17 protein-coding genes are annotated in these 17,780 nt (G+C 62.0%); 3 read left to right on the top strand and 14 right to left on the bottom strand.

Annotated elements, in window-relative coordinates; genetic code table 11:
• Position 1 precedes the first annotated feature (1 nt).
• The 3 genes from B5X69_RS12600 to B5X69_RS12590 all read right to left on the bottom strand — a co-directional run bounded on the left by B5X69_RS12600 (position 2) and on the right by B5X69_RS12590 (position 4,051).
• Positions 2-466 carry a peroxiredoxin gene (locus B5X69_RS12600; protein WP_079639055.1) on the bottom strand — a complete coding sequence of 155 codons (465 nt, stop codon included), beginning with the start codon at positions 464-466 and terminating at the stop codon, positions 2-4.
• The gene (locus B5X69_RS12595) at positions 463-3,171 is read right to left on the bottom strand and encodes a bifunctional [glutamine synthetase] adenylyltransferase/[glutamine synthetase]-adenylyl-L-tyrosine phosphorylase (protein WP_079639054.1); all 2,709 of its coding nucleotides are present in this window, start codon (positions 3,169-3,171) and stop codon (positions 463-465) included. Before B5X69_RS12595 ends, B5X69_RS12600 begins: the two co-directional genes overlap by 4 nt.
• 88 nt (positions 3,172-3,259) lie before the next feature.
• Entirely contained in the window at positions 3,260-4,051 is a 792-nt protein-coding gene (locus B5X69_RS12590; RefSeq protein WP_079639053.1) for a response regulator, read from the bottom strand.
• Positions 4,052-4,261: 210 nt separating this feature from the next.
• Between B5X69_RS12590 and B5X69_RS21505 the strand changes: the two genes are divergently transcribed.
• The gene (locus tag B5X69_RS21505) at positions 4,262-4,432 is read left to right on the top strand and encodes a NepR family anti-sigma factor (RefSeq protein ID WP_176141593.1); all 171 of its coding nucleotides are present in this window, start codon (positions 4,262-4,264) and stop codon (positions 4,430-4,432) included.
• Positions 4,433-4,435: 3 nt separating this feature from the next.
• On the opposite strand, the gene tgt is transcribed toward B5X69_RS21505, so the two are convergent.
• The gene (gene tgt / locus B5X69_RS12585) at positions 4,436-5,560 is read right to left on the bottom strand and encodes a tRNA guanosine(34) transglycosylase Tgt (protein ID WP_079639052.1); all 1,125 of its coding nucleotides are present in this window, start codon (positions 5,558-5,560) and stop codon (positions 4,436-4,438) included.
• A gap of 58 nt (positions 5,561-5,618) precedes the next feature.
• Positions 5,619-6,107, bottom strand: a complete 489-nt coding sequence (locus B5X69_RS12580; protein ID WP_079639051.1) for a hemerythrin domain-containing protein — start codon at positions 6,105-6,107, stop codon at positions 5,619-5,621.
• A 627-nt stretch (positions 6,108-6,734) separates the two neighbouring features.
• On the opposite strand from B5X69_RS12580, the gene B5X69_RS12570 reads away from it, so the two are divergent.
• A complete protein-coding gene (locus B5X69_RS12570; RefSeq protein ID WP_079639049.1) occupies positions 6,735-7,148 on the top strand; it encodes a hypothetical protein in 414 nt (137 codons plus the stop codon).
• A gap of 198 nt (positions 7,149-7,346) precedes the next feature.
• Here the strand turns inward: B5X69_RS12570 and B5X69_RS12565 are convergent, their stop codons facing one another.
• The 5 genes from B5X69_RS12565 to B5X69_RS12545 form a co-directional block, all read right to left on the bottom strand.
• Positions 7,347-8,189: a hypothetical protein gene (locus B5X69_RS12565; protein WP_139375778.1), complete on the bottom strand. Its 843-nt coding sequence runs from the start codon at positions 8,187-8,189 to the stop codon at positions 7,347-7,349.
• A gap of 41 nt (positions 8,190-8,230) precedes the next feature.
• On the bottom strand, positions 8,231-10,717 hold the full coding sequence (locus tag B5X69_RS12560) for a fimbria/pilus outer membrane usher protein (RefSeq protein ID WP_139375777.1): 2,487 nt from the start codon (positions 10,715-10,717) through the stop codon (positions 8,231-8,233).
• 9 nt (positions 10,718-10,726) lie between these two features.
• Positions 10,727-11,536, bottom strand: a complete 810-nt coding sequence (locus tag B5X69_RS12555; RefSeq protein ID WP_217699121.1) for a fimbria/pilus periplasmic chaperone — start codon at positions 11,534-11,536, stop codon at positions 10,727-10,729.
• Between the two features lie 101 nt (positions 11,537-11,637).
• Complete coding sequence (locus B5X69_RS12550; protein WP_079639044.1) at positions 11,638-12,189, bottom strand: hypothetical protein; 552 nt, start codon at positions 12,187-12,189, stop codon at positions 11,638-11,640.
• Positions 12,190-12,296: 107 nt separating this feature from the next.
• Positions 12,297-12,845 carry a hypothetical protein gene (locus B5X69_RS12545; RefSeq protein ID WP_139375775.1) on the bottom strand — a complete coding sequence of 183 codons (549 nt, stop codon included), beginning with the start codon at positions 12,843-12,845 and terminating at the stop codon, positions 12,297-12,299.
• Positions 12,846-13,646: 801 nt separating this feature from the next.
• Between B5X69_RS12545 and B5X69_RS12540 the strand changes: the two genes are divergently transcribed.
• Positions 13,647-14,306: a helix-turn-helix domain-containing protein gene (locus B5X69_RS12540; RefSeq protein ID WP_079639042.1), complete on the top strand. Its 660-nt coding sequence runs from the start codon at positions 13,647-13,649 to the stop codon at positions 14,304-14,306.
• A gap of 81 nt (positions 14,307-14,387) precedes the next feature.
• Here B5X69_RS12540 and queA read toward each other — a convergent pair whose 3' ends face one another.
• The 4 genes from queA to B5X69_RS12520 all read right to left on the bottom strand — a co-directional run bounded on the left by queA (position 14,388) and on the right by B5X69_RS12520 (position 17,779).
• Positions 14,388-15,434, bottom strand: coding sequence for a tRNA preQ1(34) S-adenosylmethionine ribosyltransferase-isomerase QueA (gene queA / locus B5X69_RS12535; RefSeq protein ID WP_079639041.1), 1,047 nt, complete (start codon positions 15,432-15,434; stop codon positions 14,388-14,390).
• 24 nt (positions 15,435-15,458) lie between these two features.
• Entirely contained in the window at positions 15,459-16,262 is an 804-nt protein-coding gene (locus B5X69_RS12530) for a peptidylprolyl isomerase (protein ID WP_245798724.1), read from the bottom strand.
• Positions 16,263-16,349: 87 nt separating this feature from the next.
• Positions 16,350-16,856, bottom strand: a complete 507-nt coding sequence (coaD, locus tag B5X69_RS12525; protein ID WP_079639040.1) for a pantetheine-phosphate adenylyltransferase — start codon at positions 16,854-16,856, stop codon at positions 16,350-16,352.
• Positions 16,856-17,779 carry a polyprenyl synthetase family protein gene (locus B5X69_RS12520; protein ID WP_079639092.1) on the bottom strand — a complete coding sequence of 308 codons (924 nt, stop codon included), beginning with the start codon at positions 17,777-17,779 and terminating at the stop codon, positions 16,856-16,858. Before B5X69_RS12520 ends, coaD begins: the two co-directional genes overlap by 1 nt.
• Position 17,780: the final 1 nt, after the last annotated feature.

Below are 17,780 nucleotides of genomic sequence, written 5' to 3'. Positions count from 1 at the left end.
ATTAGAGCGCCTTTGCCGCCTCCAGCACGGCGTCTGCATGCCCCTTCACCCGCACCTTGCGCCATTCCCTTGCAAGCTTTCCGTCGGCGGCGAACAGGAAGGTCGAGCGTTCGATCCCCATGTAGGTGCGGCCGTAATTCCGCTTTTCCACCCAGGTGCCGAATGCCTCGCAAACCTTGCCGTCCTCATCGGATGCGAGCCGCACGGTGAGCCCATATTTGTCGCGAAACTTGCACAGTTTCGCCGGTGTATCGCGCGAGACGGCGAGGACCTGTGCATTGAGATGGGCAAATTCGGGTGCAAGGCGGGTGAAATCCTGCGCCTCGACGGTGCAGCCCGGCGTGTCGGCTTTGGGGTAGAAATAAACGACCAGCGGTGCGCCCTTCAGCGCCTTGAGGTCGATCGCGGCGCCGTCGGCATCGTGCAGCGTCACCGCGGGAATGGCGTCGCCAATGGCAAGGGTCATGAGCTGGTCTCCTGCTGCGGCGGGCGAATCGAGGCCCACCAGTTTGCGATCTGTTGCCGCGCCGCGTCATGCGCGGCAAGCAGCTGCGGCCAGCCCGGCTCACCGCACGCGCTCGCAACAAGCTGCCGCGCGGCGGGCGTTGCAGGCTCTCCCTGGGGGGCGGTCAGCCGCAGCATCACGAGCATTCGGGCAAGCAGGCCGTGCGCCTCGCACACCTCGGGAGGTACGAGCCCGCTCGCTTTCAGACAGGCCAGCGCCGAGCCGATATTGGGATCGTGGCACTGGCCGCTGGCAAGCTGCGTCACCTGCATCGCAAATTCGAGGTCGACGAGCCCGCCCGGCCCGCCCTTGATGTCGAGCGGACCTTTGGGCGGCTTGTGCTGGGATATCTTGTCGCGCATCTCGGCTGCGTCCTGCGCGAGCCTCCCAGGTTCGCGGCGCTCGGCAAGCAGCTCGTCGATGATGCGTTGCACCGCCGCCTTCGCGCCGTCGGACCCATAGACCGGGCGCGCCCGAAGCAGCGCCATATGCTCCCAGGTCCACGCCTCTTCGCGCTGGTAGCGTTCGAAACTCTCGAGCGTCACCACCAGCGGCCCCTGCGCGCCCTGCGGACGAAGCCTTGTGTCGACATCATAGAGCTTGCCCGCCGCGGTCGGCACCGACATCGCTGCGGTCACCCGCTGTGCGAGGCGGTTGTAATAGCTCGTCGCACCGAGCGACCGCGGCCCATCCGATTCGGCGAGGTGATCGCCGGTGAAAAGATAGATGAGATCGAGATCCGATGCGTGTGTCAGCGCCCTCCCCCCCAACCGGCCGAGGGCAAGCACAACTAGCTCGCTGTCCACAACGCGCCCGTGGGCCGCTTCGAACTCGGCCACCGTCGCGTCAGCGAGCACCTGCAGCGCCGCTTCGGCAAGCTCGGAGTAGCCGCAGGCGATCGCCAGGGGATCGGTTGCCCCGGCAATGAGCTGCACCCCATAGGCAAAGCGCCGCTCGCCGACGCGGTCGCGCACCCGGTCGAGCAATCGTTCATAGTCGAGCCCGGCGAGTCCCGGCGCCCATTCGGCGATCAGTTCGGCTTTCGTCGCCGGCGCATCGAAGGCACGCTTGTCGATCAGCCCCTCGATCAGTTCGACCCGCGCGCCCAGCGCGTCGGCAAGCGTCGGAGCAATCGACAGGATGCGCGTCGCGATCTTCGCAAGGTCGGGCTGGGCGGCGAGCAGGTGGAAGAAACCCACCGCGCTCGGCAAACCCGAAACGAGCGTGTCGAAGCGCACCAGCGTCGCCTGCGGATCGGGGGCCGCCCCGATCGCCTTGACGAGTTCGGGAAGCACCGCCTCGAGCGCCTCGAGTGCCGCGGAGCTGCGCAGCGCGCGCAGCTTGCCGCCGCGCCATTCGGCGATCGTGCGAAGCGCCGCGTCAGGCGATGAAAAGCCCGCCGCCACGAGCGCCGTCGCGAGCTCGCCTTCATCGCGCGGGAGACTGCCGCCAGACGCGCGGTCGACGACGAGGCGGTCGTAGCACTGGCCAACCTCGGTCACCACGGGCGCAAGCGCGGTGAGAAGGGCTGCGCCGTCTGCCGCACCATCGAGCCGCGCGACCGCATCGAGTGCGCCTGGCTGGACGGGCAAACTATGCGTCTGCTGATCCTCGATCATCTGCAGGCGGTGCTCGATCCGGCGCAATGTGGCATAATGCCCCTTCAGCTGCATGGCGACATCGGCGTCGATGCGTCCGGCCTTTGCCAGCGCGCCGAGCGCATCGACGGTTGCGGGCGCGCGCAGTGAGGGGTCGCGACCGCCGTAGATGAGCTGGTGAACCTGCGCGAAAAACTCGATCTCGCGAATCCCCCCGCGCCCGCGCTTCAAATCATAGCCAGGTCCGAACCGCTGGCCCTGCGCGAAATGGTCGCGAATCCGGTCGCTCATTGCCCCGATTTCCTTCAATTGCCGGAAATCGAGGCTGCGGCGCCAGATGAAGGGTTGAATCGCAGCGAGGAAGGTCTCGCCGAGCGCCCGGTCACCCGCACTCGCGCGCGAGCGGATGAAAGCTGCCTGCTCCCACGCGAGGGCTTCCGACTCATAATATGAGATCGCCGCATTCACCGGGAGCACGATAGGTGTCACCTCGGGATGGGGACGAAGCCGCAGGTCGACGCGCAGCGCATGGCCGTCGGCGGTGCGCGCTGACAGAATTTCGACCATCCGCCGCGCGATCCTTACCGCGGCCTCGTCGGGATCGTCGCGCGAACGCCGCGGCAATGTTTCCGGGTCGAAGATCAGGATCGGGTCGATGTCCGACGAATAGTTGAGCTCGTGGCTGCCAAGCTTGCCAAGTGCGATGATCGAGAGCCCGCGCGGAGCATCGCCCGGAACCCGCTCGGCAAAGGCGGCGGCGAGAGCGGCGTCGCACGCCTGATCGGCAAAGGCGGTGAGCAGCCGCGTCGTCGTCGCGACGTCATGCTCGCCAGCAAGATCGCCGAGCGCGAGGAGAAGCGCGATGCGCCCTCGCCACTGGCGCACCGCGCGCATGATATCATCTTCGAGCGGCGGCGGCGAAAGCCGCGCGAGCGCTGCGTCACATCCCTCGTCGAGGTAGCGTGCGACGTCATCGGGATAAAGTGCGGCAAGCCGCGCGAGGAAAGGCGCGTTGGCGATCAGCCGGTCGAGCGCCGACTGGCGGGCGGAAGCGTGGGGGGCATTCATCGGCTCGCAGCTATTGCGTGACCTACTTCGGGTAGCAACCCCGCGCGCGCTTTTTCCGATACCCCAATGATCCTTGGAGGACCAAAGATTATGCGGGGACCGTGCTCTCGTCGAAGAACAGCACCTGCGACACCGCCGCGCGGAGCGTTGCCGGCTGATAGGGCTTGGTGAGCAGGAAGGCGGGCTCGGGGCGGTCACCGGTGAGCAGCCGTTCGGGGAAAGCGGTGATGAAGATGACCGGCACCTTGAGATCGTTCAGTATCTCCTGCACCGCCTCGATGCCCGAGCTGTTGTCGGCAAGCTGGATGTCGGCGAGCACGAGGCCGGGCTGATGCTTCTGCGCCTCCGCCACCGCTTCGCGGTGTGTGGTTGCAACACCGACGACCTCATGTCCCAGATCGCGGACGATCATCTCGATATCCATGGCGATGATGGGTTCGTCCTCGATGATGAGAATGCGCGCGCGCGTCTGGCGGTCGATCTCCTCAAGCGCCTCGGCGATCAGCTTGCGGACATCTTCGACGTCGCGTCCGATGATGCGTCCCGTCTCGGCCTCACCGAACCCCTCGACCGCGGTCAGGAGCAGCGCCTGGCGAGCAAGCGAGGGGATCCGCCTCAAACGCGCATCGGCGATCGCGATGTCGGCCGCTGCATCGGGATCGGTGGGCGGCGGCGCACTTGCGAGCCCGAAATTGTCATGGACCATGCGATAGAGCTGGATTCGAAGGTCGGCGCCCGAATCGACAGCGCCTGGATTGGCAACCAGCGTCTCCAAGAGCTGAGCCACCAGGGCATCGCCGCTTGCCTGGCTTCCCGAAATGGCACGGCCATAGCGCCGCAAATAGGGAAGATGCGGCGCAATCGCCTGACCCAATGACATAGACAACCTCCTGATGCGGGATCAAAAACCCGCCTTGAGCACCGGAAATGCAGGCATTTTCATCCCCGCTCCCCCGGCACCCGATATAATTGCTCGGTGGGGGAACGATCTAGCCGCAAATTAGTTTCATGGGAAAGCGGCAAACGCGCCATTGCTCTTTGGTGACAGCGCGGTTAGCAGAAGGCGCCATGTTCAGCGGAAACCTCAATAATGTCGTCTGAAGCCGGATCGCCACAGCAAAAGGCTCCCGGGAAAGACGCCAAAAGGAAAATTCCCCGCAAAGGTCAGGACGTTAACCTCGCCCTGCGACGGGCGTATGAGTCTGCGGTCGACGAAACGATCCCGCAGTCGATGCTCGACCTGCTCAACAAACTTAACTAATCTTCAGCGCCGATAGCGGGTCTCAAAGTCGGCCTGGAAGGCCGAAAAGCGTCCGGCCGCGATCGAATCGCGCATCGCCTGCATCAGCGCCTGGTAAAAATGGAGATTATGCTCCGTCATCAGCATCGCGCCCAGCATTTCGCCTGCGCGCACGAGATGATGGAGATAGGCGCGTGACCAAGTGGTGCAAACGGGGCATGCGCACGATGCGTCGAGCGGCCCCGGATCTTCGGCATGCTTCGCGTTGCGAATATTGACCGGCCCCTCCCAGGTGAACGCCTGGCCATTTCGGCCCGACCGCGTCGGCAGCACGCAATCGAACATGTCGACCCCCCGCGCAACCGCGCCAACAAGGTCGTCGGGCTTTCCGACACCCATCAGATAGCGCGGCTTGTCGGCGGGGAGCTGCGCGGGCGCAAAATCGAGCACGGCGAACATCGCCTCCTGCCCTTCCCCGACCGCGAGGCCGCCGATCGCATAGCCGTCGAAACCGATGTCGACGAGCGCCGCGGCCGAGCGCGCGCGCAGCTTTTCATCGAGCGATCCTTGCTGGATGCCGAAGAGCGCTGAGCGCGAGGCATGCTCCTCACCCGCCTCGAAGCCCGCGCGGCTTCGCGCCGCCCAGCGCATCGAGCGCTCCATGCTCGCCTCGGCGCGCTTCGCGTCGACGCCTGCGGGCGGGCATTCGTCGAAGGCCATCACGATATCGCTGCCAAGCAGCCGCTGGATTTCCATCGAGCGTTCAGCGGTGAGCATATGGCGTGAGCCGTCGAGATGGCTTTTGAACGTCACGCCTTCCTCGCTCTGCTTGGTGAGCGCGGCAAGGCTCATGACCTGATAGCCGCCGCTGTCGGTCAGGATCGGCCGGTCCCAGCCCATGAAGCCATGCAGCCCGCCGAGGCGCGCCATTCGCTCGGCGCCTGGGCGCAGCATCAGATGATAGGTGTTGCCAAGAATGATGTCTGCGCCGGTTGCGCGCACCTCGGCCGGACGCATGGCCTTCACCGTCGCCGCGGTGCCCACGGGCATGAAGGCGGGCGTCCGGATCTCGCCGCGCATCATGCGAATGACGCCGGTACGCGCGGCGCCATCGGTCGCGGCGAGCTGGAAAGCGAATCTGTCGGTCATGGCGCGCGCCTATGGGCTGGGCGGCACCGAAAGTCGAGATGGGGGGGAAGGCCCCTTCCTACTCGCGCTCATCCTCGCTCGAAGGCTCCTCGGCGGCCGCCTTTGCCTTTTCCTTTGGCTTTTCCTTGTCGAAAATCGCCAGAAGCTCCGCCTTCTTGGCGTCCGATAATTCCTCCTCGGCTGCGGGGAACATATCCTCCTCTTCCTCGTCGATATGATGGAGATAGCGATCCTTCATCGTGCGGAAGCGCGTAAGCCAACCGGTCGAGCCAAAATCCATTTCATATAGCTCGGTCAGCATATCCTCGATTTCCTTATGCTCGGAAACGCTGTGCTGCGCCTCATCGCGCAGATCCGCGTTTGCCAGCATCGTCGCGTAGAGGGACATTTCCTCCGAGGCGGCATGCGCGGTGACCTCGACGCGGAACGCCTCGAACAGCCGCTCGCGTTCTGGGCTGTCGCCTTTCGTGGCGTCAATCTGGTCCAGCAGTTTGCGGTGGCGATCGTGGTCAGCCTTTAGCCGCGCGAAGATTTTGGTCTCGGCCATGTCGGGGTCCCCTTTGACTTGCGCGAGGGAAAACGGACCCGGGTCCCTTTCGGTTCCCCTTCAAAATCTTTGCCAGTCCGCAGTCGTGTCAAGGCAGCCAAATATTGATACGGTCTGGGGGCCGGCCAGCAAAAGGCAAGGAGCGAGGCATCTCGGTCGCGCGGCGCTGGACTGCGGCATGCCGGAACTTCGGCTGTCAGCTGAGTGCGCTGGTACTCGCGATGACAAGCCAACTGCAGGAAACAGAGCGCTGAGCATCGCGCCGTACGGTGCGGCGGGCATATTGCCCCCTCAACCGGGCGACCTATAGATGGTGCAGGTCAGACGCCCCTCGGAAGCGGCAAAATCCATGCTTGCCGCATAATCTTGGAGTAGCAGCGCTGCTTCGCGCGGGCATGCAGATTTGGCGCGGCCACGCGGCTTGGTGTGCGTGAGGCAATCGTGCCTAAAAACTCTTGCGGAATTTCGCGCGCATCGTCGTCCCGGTCCTGAAATCGATCCGCGTTGGACCATTCCATCAATTTGACTAGGTGAGGCCCACTCTTTGCAATGGGGGCGCCAACCCGAGTTTCGCTTAGCAGAACTTTAACCTCTCCGTGCCAGAAGGAAACTCGAAAGGTTTCTTCGATGCAGCAGCATATTGCCCGAATGCTTTTGTCCGCAACGACCGTCTTCGCCGCGGCTGCCCCGGCACAAGCCTCGGACGCGCGTATTATGCTAACTGCATTCGTTCCGATTCGGTGCGAAATGACGTTCACACCTTCTGTTAGCGAAGTTGCGGGCGTCTCTACGCTCGGCACCGTCCACCAATACTGCAATACGCGTTATCAAATGCGCTTCAGCCATCAGCCCCTTTCCGCCAACGCCATGTTAGGGCTCGGCGACAAAATTGCCGCAGCCAGCTCAGGGTCGACACTAATCGAGCCGAACGGAAAGCCGGTCATCGGAGCTGAGAGCCTCTGGTTGGCGAACGGGGAGGCAGGCGATACCGAAAAATTCGCTAGCAGCGTGGTGATCGAAATAACACCAATCGGCTTCTGATTCCATAGCCCGGCTTATTCACCGCGGGGCATCAGAGGCGGTGGCACCGGCCTCTGATCTGAATTGCGCGGGGTTAGGCGGAGCCCCTCATCAGGACGCCACGAGACCGAGTCGCTAGCGATCGTATTGCCGGCTCACATGGCATGCGGTCGGTCAAGGCGCGAATAGCTCAAAGCGGCAGGCTCATGAATAAGCTCTTCAAAGCGCTGAAATGGTGATTGTTACCTGGTCGACGTAAGTTCCAGATCTGGCTCGTTGGAATTGCCCTACGACGACATTGATGAAATTTGTTTGCGGGCGAACGGGGTCGGCAGGGTTGAACTGCTGTTCGTCGGTTCGAGACAGGTCGATGAGCCTTCCCGCATAGGTCATCGAATAGGGGATGAACGTTTCGGCCGGGCCTTTTAAATTTCCCCTATTCTCTGACTGAAACGAAATCTGATATTCACTGCTTGTCCGAATTTGAAGGCTGATCGACCCCTGCTTGTTGGGAGCAAGCTCGCCAAGATCCAGATGTGCGTGCTGCGGATTGGTCGAGCCCACGAAATTTGCCTGCACGCTTGGAGTGACTTGCGCCGATACGGTGAATTGGGCCGCATCCGCCGCCAAATTGTTGCCCGCTGGAACAAAACTGGCTTCGAGCGTCGCCGCGTAGCGACCGGCCCGTCCCGGCTGCGATCCGCTTACGAAAAGACGCGGACTGATTTCGGTCGTCGCTCGGCCGGGGATCGAGACCGGAATCAAGCTGCCGATATTCGTTGCGGGGTCGTAAACGACTCTGCCCAGATCATTCTCGGCGACGATCGTGTAGGTCAATTTCCCGCCGTGCGGCCCAATTAATTCCGGAGAACCCGTGATCCGTGATATTTTCACCGCTCCAACGCATGTGCCATCGCCCTTATTGCGGAGGCGGAGGCGGATCGGTTCCAGATAATCCCCCCCGTCTAGCGCATTATAGTGGTTAACTTTGGCCTCGCCGAGTTCCTGTATTGTGACGTCGCACGCCGGCCTGTCGGGCGCGGCAAACGCAGGAGTGATCACGGCATATCCGGCAGCGCAGACAGTCAGAATTCGGATTGAGGTCATCGTTGATCTACCCTTATCTCACCGATGTTCACGAGGTTGCCCCCGTTTCCGTCGATCGTGATATCCTGTTGAAACTGCGGTTCCGTCCGAAGTGTCAGCACGTAAACTCCGGGCGTTAATCCGATCCCCACGAGCCGGCCGGCCCGGTTGGTGAAGACGGGGATCGGTTCGTCGCCCGGGCGATCCTTACGCTGCAATTCCCCGGCGATAAAGCCGAGTGGCTTGCCTTCCTTGTTGACCACAGAGCCCATTATAGAAACGGAAGCGGCCGAGCCCGCTTCTAGAGAATAACCAGCATAGAGCGGTGCCTTGAATCCGAATTGGCCGGATCCCATATCATATCCGGGCGGAAGATCTTCCACGTCCACATAAGCGGACGTTCGGATGTAGGTCGGCAAATCGGGAATAACCGCGGGACCGAAACCGTCGCTTTGCGCCCGCACGCCATTCTCGGTCCGATCGATGAGGATCTGTTTTCTCGCCAGTGTAGAATGCCGTGAAACAATCGCGAAAGCCTCACGCACGGGCCGGGAGAAAGACAGCTTTCCGCCAGCCAAGACCAGGCTCGACGCCAGCGTTGCCCGGCTGATCTGTACCCGTTCGTCACTGTCGAAATTCGATGTCGACAAGATATTGTGCTGGGCAGTCACTTCGAACCGGTTGGAAACATGCGCAACGCGACCGCTCAGTTCCGCGGTATCAATTTCGCCGCTGCGACGTAAACCAAGCTCGTAGGCTGTCGTACCAACATAGGGCTGAGGCGAATAGCGGTAATTCAGGTCCACCTCGCGGCGCGCCGTATCGTAGGTTCCGCGAACGAGGCGGTTTCTGCCCGGTGTCCAGTTTAGCTGGAAGAAAAAACCTGTGTTGGATTGTCCGGACGCTTTCACATGGCGTCCGAAAACCCCCACTGCCAACGTCGAATTTATCGTATAGTTCACCCCCGCAAGTGCCGTTGTGCGCGTGCCCTCGCCCTGGATTCTTTCGTAATCGGCCGACAAATTGAAGGCCAACCGCGCGCTGTTGATTTGGGCGTTTGCGGATACACGCGTACGAGCCGCCCGATCGATCGCCCCCCCATTCAAAAGAGCAATGTCGCCGATCGTTGCAAATTTGTCGTCGACATATTGGGCATCGGCGCGAAGGGACCATCTCCAGTCGCGGCCGACATAGCCGGTGTTGGAATAGCCTGCACCTACCGCATAGCCAAAGCCAATGGCTTTGCGCTGACTCCCACTTGCCTGGAGGCGCCAAGTCCCGATTGGCGAGGCCCAGATGACCGATGCCCCTACGGCTCCCCCCTTCTTGTCGCCTTGGGCGTCAAGCCCCGCTGTAAAGCTATCCGAAAACCCGTGTCGCGCGAAGCCGCTGAAGATCCAATCATTGGTGTAACGAATAACGCCGTTTGGCGTTTCGGAGCCGACACCGACGGCGGCCGAAAAATCGGTCTCGCCGGTCGCCAGCAAGTCGAAATCGAAGAAATTATTCTGAGAGATGATCTGCTCGCGGCCGGTGTCGTCGCGGATCACGAGTTCGATCGCGTTCGACCCCTGGTTGAGAGGAAGATCCCTAAGGTCGTATCGACCGCTATCGAGATACAGTTCTTGAAAAATGAGGCCGTTGACCCGCACCTGAACCGTTGATGGGCGCTCAAGATCAAAGGTGGTCTGTCCGATAGGGCGGAATACGCGCGTGGGCTCTAGCCCATAGAATCGCTCGACTGAAAGCCCCGCCATGCGGGGTAGCGCCTGAAGATTCGTTCCGCGATTACGAAGGTCACCTGCTGTGACCCTCAGAAGATGTGCAACATCATCGTAAATCAGTTGCGATTCAATTCGGCGGAACGGATGAGCCGCAGCCTCGTCGTAAACTTGCCGCGTAATAAAGGCGACGCCATCATTTCCGAAGAGGCGGCCACCCAATTCGAGTGACCCGGTGAGAGGTTGGCGGCCCCGGTCGCTCCCGCGCGGTCCCTCCACAATATAGCTGTAGGAAATGGCGCCGTTCAGAAAGAGCGAGACGGGCTCGGGCGTCTCGATGGGACTCGTGTCGGCGCCTTCGCCAGGACTGACGTTGAGAAGGCGACGATTTCGCGCTTCAATGAGGGTCAGGACCTGTAGCTCTTGCAACGAAGAGTCATAGCGGACCTTCATTCCAGCCACCGACGCATCTATAGGCGTCAAACGACCGGCGGTGGCGGCTTGCGCGACAGAAGTTGTGGTAGCAGCTGTCACGTCGGCCTGGATTAGCTGAACGAAGCGTTCGGCCGGAAAGGTGACGCGTTCGCCCGCGATATCCATCTGGATGTCACCGACGTAGCGCCCATCCAGGGTGACGGGTAGGCTAATAGAAATGGATTTAGCGGAGGAATGAGCGGGCGCGTCCGGCACTTGCGCCACCAATGCTGCCGGCTCAGCCGGCTGAGTTGCGGCGAGCAGAAGGACCGGCTCCAGCGCGTGTGCAAGGCTCGAAATCCCGGCCATGGCTCGTTCTTAATATCCCGCTCGCGTGCGGACGCGAACCGTCGCTGATGTGAGAATCGGGCCATTGCGAAACGGCAGGATGAACTTGCGCGCAGCGCCCGGAAGAACAAGCGGCATCGTCACCGCTTCCAGCACTTCGTCTTCGCTTAGAATTGGCAGGTCGATTTTCTCGCCCTGCGCGGTCTGGCCGCTGATCAGATATTCCAGATGATGCAGATAGAGATATTTGTTTCCATCGTTTCTCAGGACGATCTCAACCCCGGGGACGTCGATCCGCGGCTCTTTCGCTCGAACCGCTGGATCAGGCGAACGGGCGGGATCGTCAATCGCGACAGCCGACATAGTGGTCGTCGTGGGCGTGGCCGATGAAATGACAGCATTTGATGCCGCTCCGCGCGGTACCGTGTGCATCGCTACATCGAATGCGAAGACGACTTGAAGTTGTGCCCCGCCGGCGACGGGGTCCATCGTCAGATCGACGGGCAGCTGGCGAACGGTAATGTAGTAGGATTTCGAACGGTCGAGTGTCGGATTTATTGACTGCGCACGAAACACTTGAACGCTATTGGGTTCAATGACGCTCTGCGGGGGAAACAGGATGAAATCGTCGTCAGCCGGGACTCGGGCGACCTCGCCAGCTTCGTCGGCGACACGTTCCGCGATCGATACTTCAACCGTCTGCCGCACCGACGAACTGTTGCGAACGCGAATTGCTGCGCTCTGCCCAGGCTGGGTTTCGATAAACAGCGGCTCCACAGCTAGAGATTGCGCGTTCGCTGGTTGCGATGGGGGCAAAATCAAAGCCGCACCGAGCAGCATCGCGCATAACCAACGTTTCATATTTCCCCCTGGGACCGGCACTCGGAAAGCCGAACAGGCCGGGGACAATGCCCCGGCCTGAACTCAAGTCGTTTGGACGATTAGAACGCGACCGGCGTCAGCGTCAGCGTAACCGAGTCAACATAGTTACCGCCGAGCAGAGGCTTCGAGCTGGTGACGGTCGAGTAGGTCAGCTGAGCCGAAGCGCTGATCGGGGGCAGGTTCGAACCCAGGCTCACCGGCGACGAGGCACCGATAGCCGTGGTGTTGGCGCTGCCGAGGCCCTGAACGGTGATGCCGTAATCCAGAGCCGATGCGAACTGCTGATACGCCGTCGCAGTGGTGTTCGACTGCGAGATCGGGGTCGCGCCTGCGTCGTTCGTCACGAGCCGCAGATAACCGTTCTGCGATGCGATCGACGCATTGAACTTCACGTTGCAGTAGATCGACGCCGTGTCGCTAACGGGCGTAGCCGCGCCGAATTCGCCGAGCGCGCCGAACTGGACGGTGTTTTCATAGTCGCGGACTTCGCAGACGGTCGCGCGGTTACCCGAAAAGGCGACAGTCGCACCGTTAACGGTGGTGGTTTCAGCAGCCATCGCCGGAGCGGCAGCAGCGACCACAGCGGTAGCAATAAGAATACGCTTAATCATGTCGTTAATTCCTTCATTTCGGGATTTCTCCCACTTCCCCAACGGCAATAAATGCCGCATTCTACCTTCTGCCCGAATGTCGGACCGAAGATCTTTGTGGACGCCGGTCAATATCCGCTGATGCGAATTTCGACGACGTCGCGATACTGGCCCCCGAGAAGCGGCGGCGTGGCGGCCCAGGCCAAAGTCAATGAGCCGTTCGACTCGAATGGGATTTGCCCAACGGTGCCTTGAACAGGTGATGTCATTTCTCGACTGTCGGCCGAGACGTCCCGGGCACCTTCGGAGTCGATGCTAAAGGTGAGCGTATACGGAACGAAATTGGCGAACCCGTTGAACCGGGGCGCGCGCCCAACCTCTGTGTGTTGAAGACCGCCGTTTAACGAGCGCAACTGAACATTCATCCGCTGGTTACAACTGACAGCGAAGGGCAAGGAAGTCGTGCCCGCTCTTTCGGTGAGCACCACATCTGCCTCGTTATCGGGAAAACTTAGCCCACACTTAGGGCTAATTTGCCCCGATATGTTAAGTTGCAAGTTTTGATGCGCGCCATTCACGCTGTGCGCATTTGCAGCATAGCTCCCGAAAGCGAGCGACGATAACGCCGAGGCCATCAGTATAAATGCCTTTCTGGCGCGGACATTGATGTATAACATTTGACTCATTCCGCACAATACGGAGTGAATAACGAGGTCCTAGAGCATTTTAATTGATCACGCTCACAATTTACTTATACAAGTAAATTTTCTTGATCCCGAAATTCCCCACCTTCTCAGAAACATACACGAAACATTAAGTTTCTTCGATGCGCGACCCCCCGGCCAAGCCAACCAGTTTTGATTCGCTCGACGCGGTAGGGGTTAAGAATTTGTTAAGTCTGAGTCGAGTCTCAAAAGCACGGCCTTGGCGCCGAGCGGGAGAACATTTGTCCCAAGGCGAAACAGTCGCCGGCCAGGCCGGCGCGCTGCCCCCGCCCCTCTAACGACGTTATATAATTGATTTACTTGTACAAAAATATTCCAAAATAGCGGGGCTGTCGCTCGCTAAGACGTTTGCTGCGCGCCCTGACATTCACTAAAAAAAAGTTAAATTTTGCTGGGTCTGAGCTGAGGCCAGTGCGCGTGGGCTCGAAAGTAGGTGAACCCCGATTGTTTCGTCTAAAAGAGGGTCTTCTGCGAGGGTTTGTCAGCGGCGCGATATTAAACCCCTTGCAGAGTGCCAGCGGATAAGGTTCACGCGGCGGAATCGGCATGACTTAGCCAAAAGTTAATTGCCGATGAGCCGCTCGGTGCGGCACAGCATTGCGGGGAGGCCCGAATTCGAGGCGCGCCGCTTAATCTTCCATTGTGAAGCCATCCTGCCGGCTGCAGCCATCGCCTTGCGGGCACATATGGCCGCACGGCATTTGTCGCGCCGGTAACCTTCTCTTAACGCAATCTGCCCGAATAGGCAGGACGATGGCAATTCCCGCATATATTGAGACCGGCGAGGTTCGCGGCGCCAAGTCCCGAAGCCCGCGCCGCACGCTTCGGCTTCAGTTGCCCGGCGCTAAAGCGACGGGCGATGACCTCATGGTGCAGGTCCACAATATTTCTGCAAGCGGGCTCCTGATCGAGAGCGAAGTCGCGCTCGCAATCGGCGAGAGGATCGAGATCGACCTGCCCCACGCCGGCCCCACCGGGGCGCGGATCATCTGGAACAGCGCCCATATCTATGGCTGTCAGTTCGATACGGCCATTACGTCTGCTACGCTCAGCGCCGCGCAGCTTCGCAGCATTGTCGGTCCCGACGCCCGCGTCTCTCCGCGCCCAAGAAGCGCCGAGAGCTTCGGTACCCGTCTGCAAAGATTGCGGATGGCAAGGGGACTGACCCAGTCGCAAATGGCGAAGCAACTGGCGGTGAGCGAGCCCTCGATTTCGGCTTGGGAGCAAGGCAAAGCGCGCCCGAAGCCCGGGCGGATGGAAGCCCTTGCCGCGTTACTTGGAACCGACGTTTCGGAGCTGCTCGGCCTCGAGGAGGGCGAATGCCTGGGGGATGTCATCGCGCGGGCCAAGAAGGACATTGCCCGGGCGGCCAAGCTTAGCCCTGAGAACATCAAGGTCGTCATCGAAGTGTGATGTCCCGCCGGAAGCTGGCGAAACGGCTGAGCTTCTCGTCGCCTTAGCCGGGTCCCGATTCACGGGGCCGGCACGGCTCTTTCACGCCGAGCGGTCCGGTCGCTGCGGAAGCAGCAGGCTTGCATCACCATAGCTGTAGAAACGGTAGCCGTTCGCAATCGCGTGGGCATAGGCCGCCTGCATCGTCTCGAGCCCCATCAGGGCACTGACCAGCATGAACAACGTCGAGCGCGGCAGATGAAAATTGGTCATGAGCCCATCGATCGCCTTGAAACGATAGCCGGGGGTAATGAAGATCGCGGTATCGCCCTCGAAAGGCTCGATGAGGCCGGTCCCGAGCGCCGCGCTTTCGAGCAGGCGAAGACTTGTCGTCCCCACCGCGATGATGCGCCCGCCCGCGGCGCGCACGGCGTTGAGGCGATCGGCGGTCGCAGCGTCGATGCGGCCCCATTCGGCGTGCATGACATGATCTTCGGTATTATCGGCCTTCACCGGCAAGAAGGTGCCCGCCCCCACGTGGAGCGTCAGCGTCTCACAAGCGATACCCGCGGCGGCGAGCGCATCGAGCAGCGTGGGCGTGAAATGGAGCGCCGCGGTGGGCGCGGCGACCGCGCCATCCTCGCGCGCGAACATCGTCTGATAGTCGCGGCGGTCCGCCTCGTCGGTCGCGCGCTTGCCGGCAATATAGGGCGGCAACGGCATGGTGCCGGCGCGTTCGAGCAGCAGCTCAACGGGCTCGTCACCGGCAAAGGCGAGGATGAAGCTGCCGTCGGACAGCCGTTCTTCGGCCGCGGCCGTGACCCCCGAACCAAAATCGACGCTCTCGCCGACCCTTAGCCGCTTCGCGTTGCGCACAAAGGCTTGCCAACGGCGCAAGTCGATCCGCTTGTGGAGCGTGGCCCCGATCTTGGCGTCGCCTCGCCGCCCCTCGAGCTGGGCCGGGATGACGCGCGTATCGTTGAAGACGAGGCAGTCGCCGGCCCGCAGCTCGCCGGGGAGGTCGCTCACCGTGGCATCGCGGATCCCCCCGCGCTCGACGACGAGCATCCGCGCCGCGTCGCGCGGCCGCACGGGGCGTAGCGCTATGCGCTCGGGAGGGAGCTCGAAATCGAAGGCGTCGACGCGCATGGGATATCGCGCGCCCTCGACCGCTTACTGGATCGGCGCGTTGAGCTGGTCGGCCGTGATATCTAGCGCGGGCGCCTGCGCTTCGGTCAGCATCGGCGCCGGAGGCACGGGCTTGTTGTCGGCGGCGACCGACACCTGCACCATGCGCGACATCACTGCGGGCGGCTCGCCCCGCTGGATCGCGTCGACATATTGCATGCCCGAGACAACCCGTCCGAACACGGTATAGCGGTGGTCGAGCGAAAAGCGCGGCTGGAACATGATGAAGAATTGGCTGTTCGCGCTGTCCGGGCTTTCGGCGCGCGCCATCGATACCGTACCGCGCAGATGCGGCATGTCGTTGAATTCAGCCTTGAGGTCGGGAAGCCGCGAGCCGCCCTGACCCGTCGCAGTCGGATCGCCCGTCTGCGCCATGAAGCCGTCGATCACGCGGTGGAACTTGACCCCGTCATAAAAGCCCGCGCGCGCGAGTTCCTTGACCCGCGCCACATGACCCGGTGCGACGTTCGGGAAAAGCTGGATGACCACCCGTCCGCCGGTCGAAAGGTCAAGGTTGAGCATATATTCGGGATTGTTGAGATATTGCTCGGGCGCCATCGCCGCAGCCACCGACGTCTCCTCGGCTGCGCTTGCATCGGGTGCGGCCGGCTCCTCGGCGGGCGGAGCGGGGGGTGTTTCGAGCGGCGGCGCCGGCTCGGGAATGTCGGTTGGAGCCGGGCTTTCTTCCGGCGTGGGCCCCGGAGGCGGCGGTGCTTCCTGCGCTACGGCCGAAGCCGCGAGGCCGAGCGCCATCACCGTCAAGGCCAGGGGGCGGAGTGGGAATATCATGCTATATCGGCCTTTATCGTTGAATCCGGTTTGCGCCCCGTTTTTGCGCGCCCTAGCGGGAAAAAGCTGAACGCTCAATGATTGCGGTCAAGGCTCGCCCTGCCGCAAGCCCCTTTCGGCGATTCGCCGCTCGACCGCCTCGCGCACCGCGGGGGTGACGAACTTGTGGATCTCGCCGCCGAAGATCGCGATCTCCTTGACCAGCCGCGACGCGATCGGCTGCAATCCCACATCGGCCATCAGAAAAACCGTCTCGACCCGGTCATTCAGTTGCTGGTTCATCCCTGCCATCTGATATTCATATTCAAAGTCCGCGACCGCGCGCAGGCCGCGGACGATGACGCTCGCGCCCTCGCGCTCGGCAAAGTCCATCAGAAGCGAGTTGAAGCCGACGACGCGGATATCGCCTTCGATCGCGGCGACCTCGTGACGCACCATCGCGATGCGCTCCTCATCATCGAACAGCGGCGACTTGCTGATATTTGTCGTCACCCCGATCACGAGCCTGTCGACCAGCTTCGCGCCGCGGCGGATGATGTCCATGTGCCCGAGCGTAATCGGATCGAACGTTCCGGGATAAACCCCAATGCGCATCAACGGTCCCTTTCCACCACATAGCGCGCGATGGCCCGCAACAGCGCAGCCTCGTCGCCGAATCCCGACAGATGGGCAATCGCCTGGTCGACAAGCAGCGCCGCCTGCTCGCGTGCGCGCTCTATCCCCATCAGCGTGACAAAGGTCGCTTTGCCTGCGGCATCGTCCTTGTGCAGCGCCTTGCCGGCGAGCGCCTCATCTCCCTCGACGTCCATGATGTCGTCGGCGATCTGGAAGGCGAGCCCGATATCGCGTGCGTAGCCGCGCAGCGGCGTGCGTCCTTCGGCGGGGATGCGCGCAAGAACCGCTCCTGCCTCGACCGAAAAGGCGATCAGCGCGCCGGTCTTGAGTTGCTGCAGCCGCGTGACCGTCGGCAGGTCGAAATCGGCGGTTTCGGCGGCGAGATCCATCATCTGTCCGCCCGCCATGCCCGCCGGCCCGGCCGCACGAGCGAGCTCGCGCACCAACTCGCCGCGCACGAACGGATCGGCGTGGGTTGCGGGATCGACGAGCCATTCAAAGGCGAGGGCATGGAGCGAATCGCCCGCAAGAATCGCAGTCGCCTCGCCAAAGGCCTTGTGCACCGTCGGCTTGCCGCGGCGCATGTCATCATCGTCCATGCACGGAAGATCGTCGTGAATCAGTGAATAAACGTGCATCGCCTCGACCGCCGCCCCGACGCGCAGCGCCGGCGCTTGGTCGACATGGTAAAGGTCGCCTGCCGCGCGCACGAGAAGCGGACGCAGCCGCTTGCCGCCGCCGATCGCGGCGTGGCGCATCGCCTCGTAAAGCGGGCCCCTGGGATCGGACGGTACGGCGAGCAGCCGGTCGAAAAGCCGGTCGATGCCCGCCGTGACCTCGGCCTGTGCCGCATGAACGAGCGATGCGTCCGCCGCTGATCCGCCTTCGACGCGTGTCGTCACG

Source organism: Sphingopyxis flava (genome assembly GCF_900168005.1).
Lineage (GTDB): Bacteria > Pseudomonadota > Alphaproteobacteria > Sphingomonadales > Sphingomonadaceae > Sphingopyxis > Sphingopyxis flava.
This window is presented reverse-complemented; position numbering and strand designations above follow the sequence as displayed.